Here is a 17,194-nt window from a genome sequence, read left to right as displayed (position 1 = left end):
AAGCTCGGCGCGGCAATGGGCGCATCGCGCGCAGCCGTCGATGCTGGCTACGTGCCGAACGACTATCAGGTCGGTCAGACGGGGAAGATCGTCGCGCCGCAGCTTTACATCGCGGTCGGCATCTCGGGCGCGATCCAGCATCTGGCTGGCATGAAGGACTCGAAGGTTATCGTCGCAATCAACAAGGACGAAGAAGCGCCGATTTTCAGCGTCGCGGATTATGGCCTCGTCGGCGATCTGTTCACCGTCGTGCCGGAGCTGGTGAAAGAACTCGGCTGATAAAGCGACACGCCGCCTGACGGCGCACGACAGCAAAGCGAAGAGGCGCGAGGATGTTGAATCCAGCGCCTCTTTTTTCATCGGAGTCAGGGAGGAGACACACATGAGCTACACGGCACCCATCAAGGACATGATGTTCGCGATGCAGGAACTGGCCGGACTGGATGACATCGCAGCGCTGCCCGGCTTTGAAGATGCGAACGCTGAAACCGCACAAGCCGTGCTCGAAGAATCCGCGAAGCTGTGCGGCGAAGTGCTCGCGCCGCTGAACGTCGAAGGCGACAGGAACCCGAGCAGCTGGAAAGACGGCCACGTCACAGCGACGCCCGGTTTCGCCGATGCGTTCCGCCAGTTCGCCGCGGGCGGCTGGCAGGGCGTGCAGCATCCCGTCGAATACGAAGGCCAGGGCCTGCCGAAGCTGATCGCGACGGCGTGTATCGAGATGCTTAACGCGTCGAACCTGTCGTTCGCGCTGTGTCCGCTGCTGACCGATGGCGCGATCGAGGCGCTGCTCACGGCGGGCACTGAAGCGCAAAAGCAGACCTACGTGCCGAAGCTCATCTCGGGCGAATGGACTGGCACGATGAATCTCACCGAGCCGCAAGCCGGCTCCGATCTCGCGCTAGTGCGCACGCGCGCCGAGCCGCAGGGCGATGGCTCTTTCAAGCTGTTCGGCACGAAGATTTTCATCACGTGGGGCGAGCACGACATGGCGGACAACATCGTCCACCTCGTGCTCGCACGCACGCCGGATGCGCCTGAAGGCGTGAAGGGCATTTCGCTGTTCGTCGTGCCGAAGTTCCTCGTCAACGAGGATGGATCGCTGGGTGAGCGCAACGACGTGCACTGCGTGTCGATCGAACACAAGCTCGGGATCAAGGCGAGTCCGACGGCCGTTCTTCAGTTCGGGGATCATGGGGGAGCCATCGGTCACCTGATCGGTGAAGAGAATCGCGGCCTCGAATACATGTTCATCATGATGAACGCGGCGCGGTTTGCGGTCGGCATGCAGGGCGTGGCCATATCGGATCGTGCGTACCAGAAGGCTGTGGCTTACGCGAAGGACCGCGTGCAGAGCCGGCCAGTGGACGGCTCCGCGAAGCAGGCCGTATCGATCATTCATCATCCCGACGTGCGACGCATGCTGTCGACGATGCGCGCGCTCACGGAAGGCTCGCGCGCATTGGCGTACGTCGCGGCGTCGCACAGCGATCTCGCGCATCGGCATCCTGAGGAAGCGAAGCGTACGGAACATCAGGCGATCTACGAATACCTGGTGCCGATCGTGAAGGGCTGGAGCACGGAGCTATCGGTGGATGTGGCGAGCCTTGGCGTGCAGGTGCATGGCGGCATGGGCTTCATCGAAGAAACGGGCGCAGCGCAGTACTATCGCGACGCTCGCATCCTGCCGATTTACGAAGGCACGACGGCCATTCAGGCGAACGATCTCGTCGGGCGCAAGACAGTGCGCGACGGCGGCGCAGTTGCAAAAGTACTGCTTGCGCAGATTGCGCAGACGGTCGAAGCACTGAAGCAGCATAAGGGCGCAGCGTTCGATTCGATGCAAAAGCACTTGTCACTTGGACATGATGCGTTGCAGTCGGTCGTGGCGTATGTCGTCGCGAATACGAAGAGCGATCCGAATGCAGTGTTCGCAGGCAGCGTGCCGTATCTGAAGCTTGCGGGCATTGTGCTGGGCGGCTGGCAGATGGCGCGCGCGATGCTCGCAGCGCAAGAGAAACACGCGCAAGACCCATCGTTCTACGGCGCGAAGATCGCGACCGCGCAGTTCTTCGCGGAACATCTGCTGCCGCAGGCGGTGGCGCTAGAAGCGTCGATCACCAGCGCGAAGGGCGGCGAGGGCATCCTCGCGTTGTCCGAAGACCAGTTCTGACGACGCTCGATGCGCGTCGCGTAGAAAACCAAAGCACAAAAAAACAACGGCGCCACGAGGCGCCGTCGTTGTTGCATCAGGAGGAACCGAATCAGGCGTAAGCCGGACGCGTCTGACCCGTCGCTTCGCCGAGATAGCGATGCACCGACAGATCGCCCGACTGGATCGCCGGACGCTTGCCCGAGATCAGGTCGGCGAGCAGTTGGCCCGAGCCGCACGACATCGTCCAGCCGAGCGTCCCGTGTCCCGTGTTCAGGAACAGGTTCGACACGGGCGTGCGGCCGACGATCGGCGTGCCGTCCGGTGTCATCGGACGCAGGCCCGTCCAGAATGTCGCTTTCGACGTATCACCGCCGCCCGGGAACAGGTCGTTGACGCACATCTCAAGTGTCTCGCGACGCGCCTGCTTCAGCTTCTTGTCGAAACCCACGATCTCCGCCATCCCGCCGACGCGAATCCGGTCGTCGAAACGCGTGATCGCGATCTTGTACGTCTCGTCGAGCACCGTCGACACGGGCGCCGACTTTGCATCGACGATCGGCGCGGTGATCGAGTAGCCCTTGAGCGGATACACGGGAATCTTGACGATGTCCGACAGGAACTTGGTCGAGTACGAACCGAGTGCGACGACGAAGCTCTCCGCACGCACCATCTCGCTGCCGCACTTCACGCCGGCGATGCGCCCGCCTTCCATCGCGAGTGCGTCGATCGGCGTGTTGTAGCGGAATTTGACGCCCAACTGCTCGGCGAGCGCGGCAAGGCGCGTCGTGAACAACTGGCAGTCGCCCGTTTCGTCGCCGGGCAGGCGCAGGCCGCCCGTCAGCTTGTGTGCCGTTGCGGCGAGCGCGGGTTCGGCGCGTGCGAGATCGTCCGGCATCAGCAGTTCGTACGGCACGTTCGCTTCCTCGAGCACGGCGATGTCCTTCGCCGCGCCATCGAGTTGCTGTTGTGTGCGGAACAGTTGCAGCGTGCCGCCCGTACGGCCTTCGTAGTGGATCCCCGTTTCGGCGCGCAGCGCCTGCAGGCAATCACGGCTGTATTCGGCGAGGCGCACCATGCGGCCCTTGTTGACGGCATAGCGCGCGGACGTGCAGTTCTGCAGCATCTGCCACATCCATTGCAGCTGGAATTGCGTGCCGTCGAGCCGGATAGCGAGCGGCGCGTGCTTCTGGAACATCCATTTGACGGCCTTTAGCGGCACGCCCGGCGCGGCCCACGGCGCGGCGTAGCCCGGCGAAATCTGGCCGGCGTTGGCAAAGCTCGTTTCGAGCGCAGGACCCGCTTCGCGATCGATCACTGTGACTTCATGACCCGCGCGCGCAAGATAATAGGCGGTCGTTACCCCAACGACGCCACTGCCCAGAACGACAACTCGCATAGCTGCTCCATAAAGGTCGGAAGGCCGCGGCGTGATGGAAAACCTCGTTTTTTCGTGCTTTTGTTCGATTGACGCGGTGATTTGCCGGATGCCTAGTGTTAACCGCTATACTATTTGCGTCGAGGTAGGTTTTGTTATCGTATTTTTCAGATTTTCGGTAAATACCATGCGTACACAGCGTCAACCGATTCGATCGCTCGATAAACTCGATCACAAGATCCTGAAAATCCTCCAGCAGGACGGCCGGATCGCGATGAAGGAGTTGGCCGAACAGGTGGGTCTTTCGGTGACGCCGTGCATCGAGCGCGTCAAGCGCATGGAGCGCGACGGCGTCATTACGGGCTATCACGCGCGCGTGAACCCGGCGGAGCTGGGCGCGGCGCTGCTGGTGTTCGTCGAGATCACGCTCGATCACAAGAGCGGCAACATGTTCGACCAGTTCCGGCGCGAAGTGCAGAAGATTCCTGAGGTGCTCGAATGCCATCTGGTTTCGGGCGATTTCGACTATCTGATCAAGGCGCGGATCGGCGAAATGGCGGACTACCGGAAGCTGCTCGGCGACATCCTGTTGCAACTGCCGGGCGCGGTGCAGTCAAAGAGCTATGTCGTGATGGAAGAAATCAAGGAAACGCTGAACATTGCTGTAGGCGAATGACACTTACGGCGAGGCTCGCGGGCGGTTGACTCGGCCCCGAAAGTCACGCTCGACAAAAGCTGCAAACACTGTATATTTGTACAGTATTCCGCGTTGCTTTTGCCGTGTTCCGTGACCGACTACGATCGAGACATTCCCGAATTTCCAATCGCGCCACCTGCTCCGCGCAAGGGGCGGGGCGCGGTCACAAATCTGCAGGGCCGCTACGAAGTGGACCAGCGCGAGTCCGTCGACGATGGCTGGATCGCGCCGTCGGAAGAGGAAAGCGGGCGTCCCGCGTTGCGCACGCAGATATTCGAGGAGCGCGCGAAAAGCATCCTCACGCACAACCAGTCGCCGGATATTCCGTTCAGCGTATCGTTGAATCCGTATCGCGGGTGCGAGCATGGCTGTATCTATTGCTTCGCTCGGCCTACACACAGTTATCTCGGCCTGTCGCCGGGACTCGACTTCGAAAGCCGGATCTACGCGAAGGTCAACGCGCCGGAACTGCTCGCGCGTGAAATGGGGAAGAAGTCCTACGTGCCGGAGCCGATCGCGCTTGGCGTGAACACGGATGCATGGCAGCCGGTCGAGCGGGACCTTCAGCTCACGCGGCGCGTGATCCAGGTCATGAGCGAGCACAACCAGGCGTTCGCCGCGATCACCAAAAACTCGCTGATCGAGCGCGATATCGATCTGCTCGCACCGATGGCCGAGAAAGGGCTAATGATGGCGGCCATCACTATCACGACGCTCGATGCCGATATCGCCCGCACACTGGAGCCGCGCGCTGCCACGCCCGCGCGGCGCCTCAGGACAATCCGCGCGTTGAGCGAGGCGGGCATACCGGTGGGTGTGAGCATTGCGCCCGTGATTCCGTTCGTCACCGATCAGGACATGGAGCGCGTGCTGGAGGCTTGCGCGGAAGCGGGCGCGACGAGCGCGAGCTATATCGTGTTGCGTCTGCCTTGGGAAGTTGCGCCGCTCTTCAAAGGCTGGCTGGAAGCGCATTTCCCCGACCGCGCCGAGCGCGTGATGAACCGCGTGCGCGACATGCGCGGCGGCAAGGACTACGACTCGTCGTTTTCGACGCGCATGAAGGGCGAGGGGCTATGGGCTGATCTGCTCAAGCAGCGCTTTGCGAACGCGGTGCGGCGGCTTGGTTTGAATGCGCGCAATCACGGCATTCTCGATATGTCGCATTTCAAGCGTGTCGAGTTGCCCAAACCGCTTAAACCGGCTACGCCCGACACGCCTCAATTGAGTCTTTTCTGAGGGCGACCTTATTGCGAGATCGCTTTTGCGGCCTCGACCTGAGATTCGAAGTAGGTCTGGAACGACAGCGCGAGTCCCGTCATCAGGAGGAATGCGCCGATCAGCAGCGAAAAGATCACGACGAAGATGACGGTCCAGCCGGAACGGCTCTGCTGGTCGGTGTGCGCGTTGAACTGGGCGTCCCATTTTTCGTCGGGGCGCAGGCCGTAGACGATCGCCGCGAGGAAAGCCGCCAGCATCGACACGGCGCCGGGAAACGCGAGCAACCAGCCCATGATCGCGGCGCGCTCGGTGGCGGCGAGCAGCATGAAGCCAGGAATACCGATGATCGTTCCAACGAGGTGCGCCCAGCCCCACACGTCGCGCAAGCCGTACAGATAGAAGCGGTGTGCGCCGAGCGTGCCGAAGAAGAACGCGAGCGCGGCGGTAAGGGTCTTGGAGCGAAAGCGCGAGTTATGCGTAGCGACGGTGGCCATGAGCGTGAGCGACAGGATGACGGACGGCTTCGGGGGCTGCGGATCCCGCGCACAGCCGTCGCGCATTCTACGCCGGCCGCATCGCGCGCGGCACTTGTGGAGACTTATGCCGGCATTCCGCGGCGGTCCGGCGCGAAGTGCATGTGACACGGAGACGGCGGCGCAGCGTGGCATCCGCGCGACGGTGTCCTGAGAAACAGGCGAAACAGCCGTCAGCAAGGGTTTCACGGCGCTTCCACGCGGCTTGGACGGACTATCTGGAGCTGGCAAGCACGGCGTTGAGTCTCGGCTACCGCCCCGCGGCTCAGTTTATCCCGCTAAGTGTTTGTTGTGCTTTCGGTTTCCGGCTATAATCGCACGTTTCAGTAGTTTCGAACCCCGGTTTTCAAGGATTCCAGTATGGTCATCATCCGCTTGGCTCGTGGCGGCTCGAAGAAGCGCCCTTTCTACAACATCGTTGCAACCGATTCGCGTAACCGTCGTGACGGCCGCTTCATCGAGCGCGTTGGTTTCTACAACCCGGTCGCTACGAAAGGTGAGTCGCTGCGTATCGCTCAAGATCGCCTGACGTATTGGCAAGGCGTTGGCGCACAACTGTCGCCGACGGTCGAACGTCTGGTGAAGGAAGCGCAAAAGGCGCAACCGGCTGCTTAAGTGCAGTTTCACGGTACATCGACGGCTCGTGCGGCATTGGTTCTGTGCGAGTCCGAAATGTGCAGGTTTGACGTATGCAGGCTTGAGGTTCGCTGATGTCGGAGCGTGATTCGGATAGTTCAGGACGCGCTAAGGCGAAAACACAGCCTGGCGCGCGAGCGTCGTTTGGCGCGTTTGTCCGCAAGCCGGTCGAACGGCCTGCGGCGAATGCGGCAACGGCCGAAGCCGCGCAGGACATGCAGGCTGAATCGGCCGAAAGCTGGCCCGACGACGCTGTCGAAGTCGGCGCAATCGTCGATGCATACGGTCTCAAAGGCTGGGTGAAGGTGGCCGCGCATGCAAATGCCGGTCAAGGCGGCGACGCCTTGCTCAACGCCAAACGCTGGTGGCTCGAGAAGGGCCGCGAGCGCAAATCGGCGCCCCGCCTGCAGTCCAAGGTTCATGGCGACAGTATCGTTGCGCAACTCGGCGGCCTGGCCGACCGGGATGCCGCGTTCGCAATGCGCGGTCATCGCGTCTACGTGCGCCGCAGCGATTTCCCTGCGCTGGGAACCGACGAATTTTACTGGGTCGACCTGCTGGGCCTCGATGTGGTCAACGAGGCAGGCGTCGAACTCGGCAAAGTGGCAGATCTGATCGACAACGGTGCGCAGTCGGTGTTGCGCATCGAGTATCCGGCTACTGACAAAGACGGCGAGCCGGTCACCGGCGAGCGCTTGATCCCGTTCGTCGGCGTCTTCATCAAAACGGTGGATCAGGCGGCGAAGAAGATCATCGTCGACTGGGAAGCCGATTACTAAAACATTTCGCTTCACGGAGAGAGCGATGCAGTTCGATATCGTTACGCTCTTTCCTGAAATGTTTCGCGCGTTGACCGAGTGGGGTATTACGAGCCGCGCGGCGAAGCAGGAGCGATATGGGTTGCGCACGTGGAATCCGCGTGATTTCACAACCGACAACTACCGCACAATCGACGATCGCCCGTACGGCGGCGGCCCCGGCATGGTGATGCTGGCCAAACCGCTGGAAGACGCGATCGGTGCGGCGAAAGCGGCGCAGGCGGAGCAGGGCATCGGCGGCGCGCGCGTCGTGATGATGTCGCCGCAAGGCACCACGCTCAATCACGACAAGGTCATGCGCTTTGCCGCTGAGCCTGGTCTGATTTTGCTGTGCGGCCGCTACGAAGCGATCGATCAACGTCTGATCGACCGCGTCGTCGACGAAGAAGTCAGTCTCGGCGACTTCGTGCTGTCGGGTGGCGAGTTGCCGGCCATGGCGTTGATCGATGCCGTCGTGCGTCATTTGCCGGGTGTGCTGAACGACGCGCAATCGGCGGTGCAGGATAGCTTCGTCGATGGTTTGCTCGATTGCCCGCACTACACGCGTCCCGAGGAATACGACGGCGTTCGTGTACCCGATGTGCTGCTCGGCGGCCATCATGCGGAAATCGAGCAGTGGCGGCGGCGCGAAGCACTGCGCAATACGCTGGTCAAGCGGCCCGATCTGATCGTTCAGGCCAGAAAGAACAAGTTGTTGAGCCGTGCCGACGAGGCGTGGCTCACAAATCTCGCCAAGGAAGCGTCGAAGCATTGAGCTTCGCGCAACGAAGCGGGATCAGGCGGAACCGTCCATGCGTGGCCGGTTCCAGATGTGAACCCATCCTCTATCGGGGCCGTAGCCGAACGCGCGATGCGCGAGGCAGGTACGAACGCCGACAAGATGGCAACAGGAGTCAGTAATGAATCTGATTGCAAAACTCGAGCAGGAAGAAATCGAGCGCGCGCTCGCAGGCAAGACCATCCCCGAATTCGCTCCCGGCGATACGGTGATCGTGAGCGTGAACGTCGTTGAAGGTACCCGCAAGCGCGTTCAGGCTTACGAAGGCGTCGTGATCGCGAAGCGTAATCGTGGCCTCAACTCGGCGTTCATCGTCCGCAAGATTTCGTCGGGCGAAGGCGTCGAGCGTACGTTCCAAACGTATTCGCCGCTGCTGGCAAGCATCGTCGTCAAGCGTCGTGGCGATGTGCGTCGTGCAAAGCTGTACTACCTGCGCGAACGTTCGGGCAAGTCGGCTCGGATCAAAGAAAAGCTGGTGTCGAAAGACCGCGCTGCAGCTGCTCAAGAGTAAAAGCTGTAAGAAAAAGCACCCTCCACGGGTGCTTTTTTGTTTGCCAGGTCAAAATAGCGTCGTGTCCCACCAGCGCTCGTTTCGAGACTTCCATTGACCGCGCCTTCCCGTCCCTCTCGTCCCGTCTTTGATCCCGAAAGCTTGCCTGTCGAACCGGCCGATGTCGATCTGCCCGCCGTCGCGCCCGAGCGTCTGACGCCGGACAGCCTGCGCGCACGCTTCGAACAAAACGTGCCGTGGGAGCGGGAGACGCGCGAAGTGCGGTGGCGCGAAACGGGCGATCCGCGTGTCGCCGCCGTGCTGGTGGCGCTGGTCGTGCGCGATGGGGGACTGACCGTGCTGCTCACGCAGCGCACCGCGCATCTGAATGATCACGCGGGGCAGGTCAGCTTTCCCGGCGGCCGCCACGAACCCCACGACGCCACGACGACGGCAACCGCCTTGCGCGAAGCGCAGGAAGAGGTCGGCCTGGATCCTTCGCGCGTCGAAGTGCTGGGCGCGCTACCCGAGTATCTGACGGGCACGGGTTTTCGCGTGACGCCCGTCGTCGGTCTCGTGCATCCGCCGTTCACGGTTCAGGCGGACACCTTCGAGGTGGCGGAGATTTTCGAGGTCCCACTAAGCTTTTTGATGGACCCGAAGAATCACGAGGTGCGCGTGCTGAACTGGGAAGGCGGCGAGCGTCGTTTTTTTGCAATGCCGTATCCGCGCGGCGAAGTAGGCGGCGATTACTTCATCTGGGGCGCAACGGCGGGCATGTTGCGCAATTTCTATCGCTTCCTCGCTGCATGATGCATAGCCGCGCGATCGGCATGCAGTCTCGCTGCATTACGTTTGTATTGCAGCCGCTCAGCCTCATCCGACCCTGTGCTATCGTAGTGACCAATTCCGCTCATCGGACCGGATCGGCCGGCAAGAACCGCCCGGTAAGAACTCGAATAGCACGGCGTCTCGCATGACTTTTTTCTCCGTATTGTTGGCCCTCATCATCGAACAGATGCGCGCGCTGTCGCCGAACAATCCGGTGTCGGCACTCCTTCAATACCATGCGGAATCGACGGCGCACGGCTTCGATGCCGGGAAGGAGAAGCACGGCATCCTCGCGTGGCTGGTCGTCGTGCTGCCGTGGACGCTCGTCACCGGCCTGATCTATTTCGTGCTGTACGAGATTCACTTCGTGCTCGCGTTCCTGTGGAACGTCGCGGTGCTGTACTTCACGCTCGGCTTTCGCCAGTTCAGCCATTACTTCACGGACATCCATCTGTCGTTGAACAACGACGACGTGCCGCGCGCGCGTGAAATCCTCAATGAATGGACGGGCATCGATACCGTCGACATGCCCGTCAGCGAAATCGTCCGTCACACGCTGATTCATGCCGTCGTCGCATCGCATCGGCATGTGTTCGGCGTGTTCTTCTGGTTCCTGATTCCCGTCGGGCCGGCGGGCGCGGTGCTGTATCGCACGGCTGAGTATCTGGCGCGCACCTGGTCGAAGCCTGTCGACGACCGTACGGCTGCGTTCTCCACCTTCGCGCAACGCGCGTTCTTCGTGATCGACTGGATCCCGTCGCGTTTGACGTCGATGGGCTTTGCGATCGTCGGCAACTTCGAAGACGCGATCTATGCGTGGCGCAATCATGCGCGTCAATGGCCCGACCCGAACGACGGCGTGCTGCTCGCTGCGGGCAGCGGCGCATTGGGCGCGCGTCTCGCGGGCCCGCTCGCCGAGGTATCGAGCCTCGACGCGCTGGCAACGGGCGACGGCGGCCCGATGCCCGTCGGTGACGACTGCACGCCGCGCACGCTGCAATCGGCGGTGGGGCTCGTGTGGCGGGCTGTCATCCTGTGGATGATTCTGCTGCTGATGCTGACGATCGCCGTCTGGCTCGCCTGAGCGCCGAGCCATCCATTAAAGAGGCGATTCAGCCGTCCAGAGGTTCGCGCGCCGTGCCGCAATTCCAACACACGGTGAACTGCGCTTCGAGCACTTCACCGCAATGCGCGCAGCGCCAGCCGGGCGCGCCGACGGCCGGCCCGCTGCGCGCCGCATCGATCAACTTCCTCGCCAACGCTTCGTCGCGCTCGTCCATGAGCCACAACTCCGGCGCGCACTGATCCGCCGGAATTTCGCCGATGGCGCCGCTCAGATAGCGGTTATGCAATTCGCACGCGATACCCGCCGCCGCCAGCACGTTGATCCAATGCTGCCCGATCACGACGTTGGGCGCGCGCATGAGCTTCATCATGATTGCCTGTCAGCGGACGATCTGGCTCGCCTCATGTACGAGCTGCGCGTAGAGCGCATGCCGTTCCTTCGCGATGCGGCCATCGGCGACGGCTTCGAGGATCGCGCAGCCGGGTTCGTGCAGATGATGACAGTTGTAGAACCGGCAGTTGGGCAGCAGCGGCCTGAACTCGGGAAACGCGCGTTCGAGCTTGCCTTCCGTCAGATGATGCAGGCCGAATTCCTGAAAGCCCGGCGAATCGATCAACGCGCCTTCGCCACCAGGAAGCGGGTAGAGACGCGTGAACGTGGTCGTGTGACGGCCGCTGTTGAGCGCCGTCGAGATTTCGCGCGTCGCCACTTCGGCATCGGGAATCAGCAGATTGACGAGCGTCGACTTGCCCATGCCCGACTGACCCAGCAGCAGCGTCGAATGGCCTCTCAGATGCGCTTCGAACGTCTCGCGCGCGGCGTCCGGCTGCGCTTTGATCGACACTTCGAGCACGGTGTAGCCGAGCCCGCGATACCGGTCGAGCCGCTTGCGCGCGAGCGGCAGCGCGGCTTCGACGTCGATCTTGTTCAGCAGGATCAGCGGCTTCAGCTCGTTCTCTTCCGCAGAGACGAGCGCGCGCCCGAGCAGGTCTTCGCTGAAATGCGGCTCCGTGGCGAGCACGATCAGCAACTGATCGAGATTCGCGGCGAACAGCTTCGACTTGTACTGATCCGAGCGATACAGCAGATTGCGCCGTTCGCCGATCTCGACGATCACGCCCTGATCGGCCGAAGTCGACTCGTACAGCACCTGATCGCCGACGGCGATCTCGCTGCGCTTGCCGCGCGGGAAGCATTGCAGGATCGCGCTGCCGTCCTCGGGCGCGACGATGTAGTGACGTCCATGCGCGGCGATCACGAGGCCGCGCACGCGCTCCTGCGCGCGGTCGCTGGCGGCAGCGGCGCGCAGCGCTTTCGGCGAGCGGCCGCTCATGCGTGACGCAGCAGACGGTCGATCCGCTGCGAGGCGGGCGGATGCGAGTAGTAGAACGCGGTGTAGAGCGGGTCGGGCGTAAGCGTCGACGCGTTGTCTTCGTACAGCTTGACGAGCGCATTGACGAGATCCTTCGCGTCGGCCTGCGTCGCGGCGAATGCATCCGCTTCGAATTCATGCTTGCGCGAACTGAGGCTGCCCAGCGGCGTCACGAAGAACAGGAACACGGGGACGGCGAGGAAGAACAGCACGAGCGCGAGCCCGTCGTTGCTGCCCGTCATCGACGGCCGCACGCCGAGGCCCTCGAAGAACCACGTACGCTGCGCGAGCCAGCCGAGCAGCGCGAGCATCGCGAGGCTGATCAGGAACGTAACGACCATCCGCTTGATCACATGGCGGCGCTTGAAATGGCCGAGTTCATGCGCGAGCACCGCTTCGATCTCGCTGCCCGACAGGCGCGAGAGCAGCGTGTCGAAGAACACGATGCGCTTGGACGAACCGAAGCCCGTGAAATACGCGTTTCCATGTGCCGAGCGGCGGCTGCCGTCCATCACGAACAGGCCCTTGGCCGCGAAGCCGCAGCGCTTCATCAGCGCATCGATGCGCTGCACGAGCGCTTCGTCTTTCAGCGGTTCGAACTTGTTGAACATCGGCGCGATGAAGCTCGGATAGAGGATCAGCACGAGCATCTGGAACGCGACCCAGACGACCCACGTCCACCACCACCAGTACGTGCCCGCCTGATTCATCAGCCACAGCACGACGAACAGCAGCGGCAGGCCGAACGCGGCGCCGAGCAGCACGCCCTTGATGCGGTCGGCGAAAAAGATGCGCTTGGTCATCCGGTTGAAGCCGAAGCGCTGCTCGATGCCGAACTGGCGGTAATAATCGAACGGCAGGTCGATCGCGCTCGTGATCGCAATCACGGCTGCCACCAGCAGGATCTGGCCGACGTAGCCATAGCCCACCCAGTCGCCAATGGCGAAATCGAGTGCCTGCACGCCGCCCAGCAGCGTGAGCGCGATCAGCACGGCCGCGCTGACGACGATCTCGATCATCGTGAGCCGCGTGCGCTCGACCGTGTAATCGGCGGCGCGCTGGTGCGCGGACAGGGCGATCGTGCCGGCGAACTGCTGCGGCACGCTCTCACGGTGCGCCGCAACGAAGCGGATCTGGCGCGACGCGAGCCAGAGCTTCGTGCCGACCATCGCCAGCACGGCGACCACGAACAGAACGGTGAAGTAGAGAGGAGGCATCCGGGGAATCCGTAGGTTCTATGCGAGAATTATATGTTTGTTCCCGCTCGTGGGCGGGAGCGCGCCATCTTCGGCGGGCGGCGGGTGTAACGTGATCCGCTCGCGCGGTCTCAAATCAAGGTTGCCTTCAATGACTGACATTATCGAATCCGTCGATCAGCCGCTCGTGCGCAGCGACATGAATCTCGTCTGGCTGGACATGGAAATGACGGGGCTCGATCCCGACAACGACCGCATCATCGAAATCGCCGTTGTCGTGACGAATTCGACGCTCGACAGGCTGGTTGAAGGCCCTGTGCTCGCCATTCATCAGAGCGACGAAACGCTCGGCAAGATGGACGACTGGAACAAGAACACGCATGGCCGTTCCGGGCTGATCGACCGCGTGCGGGCGTCGACGGTGACGGAAGCCGACGCTACTGAACAGATCCGAGCGTTCCTTGGCCAGCACGTTCCGCCCGGCAAGTCGCCGATGTGCGGCAACTCGATCTGCCAGGACCGCCGTTTCATGGCGCGCTGGATGCCCGAACTGGAGACGTTCTTCCATTACCGTAACCTCGACGTCAGCACGCTGAAGGAACTGTGCCGCCGCTGGCAGCCCGCGATCTACAAGGGCTTCCAGAAGCGCGCGATGCACACCGCACTCGCCGACATCCACGAATCGATCGACGAACTGCGCTACTACCGCGAGCATTTCCTGATCCCGGCCGCGAGCACGCCTGTCGACGCGCCGTCGAGCGACGCTCCCGCGAAATAACGTTCAGCCTTGCCGCGGAGCGCGCACCGCGCTCTTCGGCCGGAACGCCGTCACGACGGCGGCGTTCGTCTCGATGTACGGGCCGCCGATCAGGTCGATGCAATACGGCACCGCGGCGAAAATGCCCGGCACCTTCACTTTCCCCGTTTCATCGCGCAAGCCTTCCAGCGTTTCCCTGATCGACTTCGGCTGCCCCGGCAGATTGACGATCAGCGCGGCGCGTTCGGCCGTCTCGCGGATCACCGCCACCTGGCGCGACAGGATCGCCGTCGGCACGAAGTTCAGGCTGATTTGCCGCATCTGCTCGCCGAAGCCGGGCATTTCCTTCGTTCCCGCCGCCAGCGTCGCTTCCGGCGTCACGTCGCGGCGCGCGGGACCTGTTCCGCCCGTCGTCAGCACGAGATCGCAGCCGGCTTCGTCGACCAGTTCGATCAGCGTCTTCGTGATGGTCGGCGCGTCGTCCTGGATCAGCCGAGTTTCCGTGCGAAACGGCGAGGTGAGGGCGCCGCCGAGCCATTCCTGCAGCGACGGAATGCCCTTGTCTTCATAGACGCCCGTGCTGGCGCGGTCGCTGATCGACACGAGGCCGACGATCAGCTCGTCGGGATGATTACGCACGGGATTCGTCATCGTCGTCGTCCAGATCGTCGGAATCGTTGCTGTCGGCATCGTCGTTGCCGGCGCCGTCCGCGTTCTTGATCCACTGGAACAGATCGCGGAAGTAGCGGGGCGGCTTGCCTTGCTGCGCTTCCCTCCGCGCGTTGCGGATCAGCGTGCGGCCTTCCTGCGGGTCGACGGTGGGATGCTGGCGGATAAATTCGGTCAGCGCGGCGTCGTCGGCGAGCAGTTTCTCGCGGGTGCGTTCGATCCAGTGCAGGCGCGCCGTTTCGGCCTTGTTGATGCCTTTGTACTTGTCGAGCGCTTCGCGCAACGCGGCCGTTTCGTCGTCCAGCAGGCCGCGCATCACCTTGCCGACATACTGCATCTGGCGGCGCTTGCCTTCGTGATCGGTGATGCGGCGTGCTGCGCGCACGGCGTCATCGAGCGATTCGGGCATCGGCATGCGCTTCAATGCGTCTTTGGGCAGCGCGACGAGTTCTACGCCCAGCTCCTGCAACGCGTGCATTTCGCGCTTCAGTTGCGACTTGCTGGGACGGTCATACCCGTTGTCGTCGACGACGGCAGCGGGTTCCATGGGTTGAATGCGGGTTTTGCGTGTCATGCGCGATATTGTAGCGTGCCGGGCCGCGCTGGCTGGGCGAGGTGCGGTCCGCGAAGCACATGCGCGGGAGGCACATGCGAATGCCAGGTACGCTAGCGTAGAGCTTGCTATGATCGCGGGATACGTCGGCGCACAGGCCGGCTGAACACAGCGCTGGCAACGACGAACTCTCGCGGGCTTCGGCCCGGACGGCACCGCAACTCAGGACGGCAAACGACAATGGCAGCAGACACGGAAGCCCGGCAACGATTTTTCCCGCATACGCAGGATGAACTGAAGGAAATCGCCTCCGACATTCTTCGTCACGCAAAGTCGCTCGGCGCAAGCGACGCGGCAACCGAGATTTCGGAAGGCGACGGCCTGTCCGTCTCAGTGCGTCGCGGCGAAGTCGAAACGATCGAGCACAACCGCGACAAGATGGTCGGCGTGACGGTGTTCATCGGCAACAAGCGCGGCAATGCGAGTACCTCTGACTTTTCGTCCGAAGCGCTGAAGGACACCGTGATGGCCGCGTACAACATCGCGCGCTTCACGGCCGAGGACGACTGTGCGGGCCTCGCGGAAGAAGAGCTGCTCGAAAAGGATCCGCGCGACCTCGACCTGTATCACCCGTGGAATCTGGACGCGGACGAAGCGGTCGAACTCGCGCGCCGTGCGGAAGACGCGGCCTTCGCCGTGAGCCCGCAGATCAAGAACTCGGAAGGCGCGAGTGTGTCGGCGCAGCATTCGCAGTTCGTGCTCGGCACGTCGCGCGGTTTTCTCTCGGGCTATCCGTATTCGCGTCATTACGTGGCGTGCGCGCCGATCGCGGGCAGTGCGCGCAACATGCAGCGCGACGACTGGTACACGTCGAAGCGCAGCGCAGGCGAGCTCGCCGATCCCGAAGCCGTCGGCCGCTATGCCGCGGAGCGCGCGCTGGCGCGCATGGGTGCGCGTGGACTCGATACGCGCAAGGTGCCGGTGCTGTTCGAGGCGCCGCTCGCGGCGGGACTGCTCGGCGCGTTCGTGCAGGCGACGAGCGGCGGCGCGCTGTATCGCAAGACGACGTTCCTGGTTGATAGCCTTGGCAAGCCGGTATTTGCGCCGCATGTGCAGGTCGTAGAAGATCCGCACGTGCCGCGCGCCATGGGCAGTGCGCCGTTCGACGAAGAGGGCGTGCGGACGAAGCAGCGTTCTGTCGTGAAAGATGGCGTCGTCGAAGGGTATTTTCTGTCGACGTATTCGGCGCGCAAGCTCGGTATGCCGACGACTGGTAACGCGGGTGGTTCGCATAATCTGTCACTGCGGAGTTCGTTGACGCAGGCGTCTGATGACTTCGAGGAGATGTTGCGCAAGCTTGGGACGGGGTTGCTGCTCACCGAGCTGATGGGGCAGGGCGTCAACTACGTGACGGGTGACTATTCGCGCGGCGCGTCAGGGTTCTGGGTCGAGAATGGGAAGATTCAGTATCCCGTTGAAGAGATCACTGTCGCCAGTACGCTGCAGGAGATGTTCCGGCATGTCGTCGCTATTGGAGCGGACACGATTGTCCGCGGGACTAAGCAGACTGGCTCTGTTTTGATTGAGCGGATGACTGTTGCAGGGCAGTGATGGTTTTTTTGGCCTGCGGCCGGGTGGGTTTTTGGTTGGCTTGTCGCTGGGTTTTGTGATTTTTTTGCTTCTGCGCTGGCATCCGCGTTTTGCCTTCGTGCTTCAAGCGTCGCCCCTGTGCGGGGCGGCACCTACTTTTCTTTGCCGCCGCAAAGAAAAGTAGGCAAAAGAAAGCGGCTAACACCGCCAACATTTCTTCTTGCCTGAGGGCCCCCAAAGGGTCTTGCGCTTCACACGGCAGCATTTCTGTTCGCGTTCGTTGCCAACGCTTCGAATGATCGCCTCACCCACTTCAAACACCCGAACAAGAACTAGCGGCAGCGAATGGTTTGCGCCGCCCAGGTGGCAAACTGTGTGTAGGTTGTCGTGTCGTATAGCCTGGCGCTCGTACATGGTGGAACGCGTGCGCTATCGGTCCGGAGTGAGGCGTGTGTGGCGC

At 62.4% G+C, this 17,194-nt stretch carries 19 protein-coding genes; 12 read left to right on the top strand and 7 right to left on the bottom strand.

The window, feature by feature from the left end; translation table 11 throughout:
- Nucleotides 1–279: electron transfer flavoprotein subunit alpha/FixB family protein (locus tag SB822_RS20320; protein ID WP_410855446.1), on the top strand; the 279-nt coding region annotated here is incomplete at its 5' end.
- Nucleotides 280–382: 103 nt separating this feature from the next.
- Nucleotides 383–2,173 carry an acyl-CoA dehydrogenase gene (locus SB822_RS20315; protein ID WP_103153668.1) on the top strand — a complete coding sequence of 597 codons (1,791 nt, stop codon included), beginning with the start codon at nt 383–385 and terminating at the stop codon, nt 2,171–2,173.
- Nucleotides 2,174–2,264: 91 nt separating this feature from the next.
- On the opposite strand, the gene SB822_RS20310 is transcribed toward SB822_RS20315, so the two are convergent.
- The gene (locus SB822_RS20310) at nt 2,265–3,587 is read right to left on the bottom strand and encodes a D-amino acid dehydrogenase (protein ID WP_341809169.1); all 1,323 of its coding nucleotides are present in this window, start codon (nt 3,585–3,587) and stop codon (nt 2,265–2,267) included.
- A 130-nt stretch (nt 3,588–3,717) separates the two neighbouring features.
- Between SB822_RS20310 and SB822_RS20305 the strand changes: the two genes are divergently transcribed.
- Nucleotides 3,718–4,206, top strand: coding sequence for an Lrp/AsnC ligand binding domain-containing protein (locus tag SB822_RS20305; RefSeq protein WP_007580208.1), 489 nt, complete (start codon nt 3,718–3,720; stop codon nt 4,204–4,206).
- 111 nt (nt 4,207–4,317) lie between these two features.
- Nucleotides 4,318–5,463, top strand: coding sequence for a PA0069 family radical SAM protein (locus tag SB822_RS20300; RefSeq protein WP_090835800.1), 1,146 nt, complete (start codon nt 4,318–4,320; stop codon nt 5,461–5,463).
- An 8-nt stretch (nt 5,464–5,471) separates the two neighbouring features.
- Here the strand turns inward: SB822_RS20300 and SB822_RS20295 are convergent, their stop codons facing one another.
- Nucleotides 5,472–5,939: an NINE protein gene (locus SB822_RS20295; RefSeq protein WP_090835812.1), complete on the bottom strand. Its 468-nt coding sequence runs from the start codon at nt 5,937–5,939 to the stop codon at nt 5,472–5,474.
- A 399-nt stretch (nt 5,940–6,338) separates the two neighbouring features.
- Between SB822_RS20295 and rpsP the strand changes: the two genes are divergently transcribed.
- The 6 genes from rpsP to SB822_RS20265 all read left to right on the top strand — a co-directional run bounded on the left by rpsP (nt 6,339) and on the right by SB822_RS20265 (nt 10,615).
- Nucleotides 6,339–6,593 carry a 30S ribosomal protein S16 gene (rpsP, locus tag SB822_RS20290; protein ID WP_006050280.1) on the top strand — a complete coding sequence of 85 codons (255 nt, stop codon included), beginning with the start codon at nt 6,339–6,341 and terminating at the stop codon, nt 6,591–6,593.
- A 95-nt stretch (nt 6,594–6,688) separates the two neighbouring features.
- Nucleotides 6,689–7,393, top strand: a complete 705-nt coding sequence (gene rimM / locus SB822_RS20285; RefSeq protein WP_090835799.1) for a ribosome maturation factor RimM — start codon at nt 6,689–6,691, stop codon at nt 7,391–7,393.
- Between the two features lie 25 nt (nt 7,394–7,418).
- Nucleotides 7,419–8,186 (top strand): tRNA (guanosine(37)-N1)-methyltransferase TrmD, encoded by a 768-nt coding sequence (gene trmD / locus SB822_RS20280; RefSeq protein WP_007580216.1) that lies wholly within the window; start codon nt 7,419–7,421, stop codon nt 8,184–8,186.
- Nucleotides 8,187–8,331: 145 nt separating this feature from the next.
- Complete coding sequence (gene rplS, locus SB822_RS20275; protein WP_007580217.1) at nt 8,332–8,721, top strand: 50S ribosomal protein L19; 390 nt, start codon at nt 8,332–8,334, stop codon at nt 8,719–8,721.
- Between the two features lie 93 nt (nt 8,722–8,814).
- On the top strand, nt 8,815–9,513 hold the full coding sequence (locus SB822_RS20270; protein WP_090835798.1) for a CoA pyrophosphatase: 699 nt from the start codon (nt 8,815–8,817) through the stop codon (nt 9,511–9,513).
- A gap of 163 nt (nt 9,514–9,676) precedes the next feature.
- Nucleotides 9,677–10,615, top strand: coding sequence for a CobD/CbiB family protein (locus SB822_RS20265; RefSeq protein WP_007580219.1), 939 nt, complete (start codon nt 9,677–9,679; stop codon nt 10,613–10,615).
- A 28-nt stretch (nt 10,616–10,643) separates the two neighbouring features.
- Here the strand turns inward: SB822_RS20265 and SB822_RS20260 are convergent, their stop codons facing one another.
- From SB822_RS20260 to SB822_RS20250, 3 genes are read right to left on the bottom strand one after another with little or no spacing between them, the layout of a single operon-like run.
- Entirely contained in the window at nt 10,644–10,964 is a 321-nt protein-coding gene (locus SB822_RS20260; RefSeq protein WP_090835811.1) for a putative signal transducing protein, read from the bottom strand.
- A gap of 12 nt (nt 10,965–10,976) precedes the next feature.
- Nucleotides 10,977–11,930 carry a ribosome small subunit-dependent GTPase A gene (gene rsgA / locus SB822_RS20255; RefSeq protein ID WP_086914378.1) on the bottom strand — a complete coding sequence of 318 codons (954 nt, stop codon included), beginning with the start codon at nt 11,928–11,930 and terminating at the stop codon, nt 10,977–10,979.
- A complete protein-coding gene (locus SB822_RS20250) occupies nt 11,927–13,186 on the bottom strand; it encodes a M48 family metallopeptidase (protein ID WP_007580222.1) in 1,260 nt (419 codons plus the stop codon). Before SB822_RS20250 ends, rsgA begins: the two co-directional genes overlap by 4 nt.
- Before the next feature lie 130 nt (nt 13,187–13,316).
- On the opposite strand from SB822_RS20250, the gene orn reads away from it, so the two are divergent.
- A complete protein-coding gene (gene orn / locus SB822_RS20245) occupies nt 13,317–13,943 on the top strand; it encodes an oligoribonuclease (RefSeq protein WP_090835797.1) in 627 nt (208 codons plus the stop codon).
- A 3-nt stretch (nt 13,944–13,946) separates the two neighbouring features.
- Here the strand turns inward: orn and mog are convergent, their stop codons facing one another.
- Entirely contained in the window at nt 13,947–14,573 is a 627-nt protein-coding gene (mog, locus tag SB822_RS20240) for a molybdopterin adenylyltransferase (protein ID WP_079500030.1), read from the bottom strand.
- Nucleotides 14,554–15,165: a ribosome biogenesis factor YjgA gene (gene yjgA, locus SB822_RS20235; RefSeq protein WP_090835796.1), complete on the bottom strand. Its 612-nt coding sequence runs from the start codon at nt 15,163–15,165 to the stop codon at nt 14,554–14,556. The genes mog and yjgA overlap by 20 nt, the downstream gene beginning before the upstream one ends.
- Before the next feature lie 219 nt (nt 15,166–15,384).
- Here yjgA and pmbA point away from each other — a divergent pair, with 219 nt between their 5' ends.
- Nucleotides 15,385–16,755, top strand: coding sequence for a metalloprotease PmbA (gene pmbA / locus SB822_RS20230; RefSeq protein ID WP_007580226.1), 1,371 nt, complete (start codon nt 15,385–15,387; stop codon nt 16,753–16,755).
- Nucleotides 16,756–17,194: the final 439 nt, after the last annotated feature.

Source organism: Paraburkholderia sp. SIMBA_054, assembly GCF_046534875.1.
Taxonomy (GTDB): Bacteria; Pseudomonadota; Gammaproteobacteria; order Burkholderiales; family Burkholderiaceae; genus Paraburkholderia; species Paraburkholderia hospita.
Note: the sequence above shows the minus strand (reverse complement) of the source record. Positions and strands in the feature narration are given on the sequence as shown.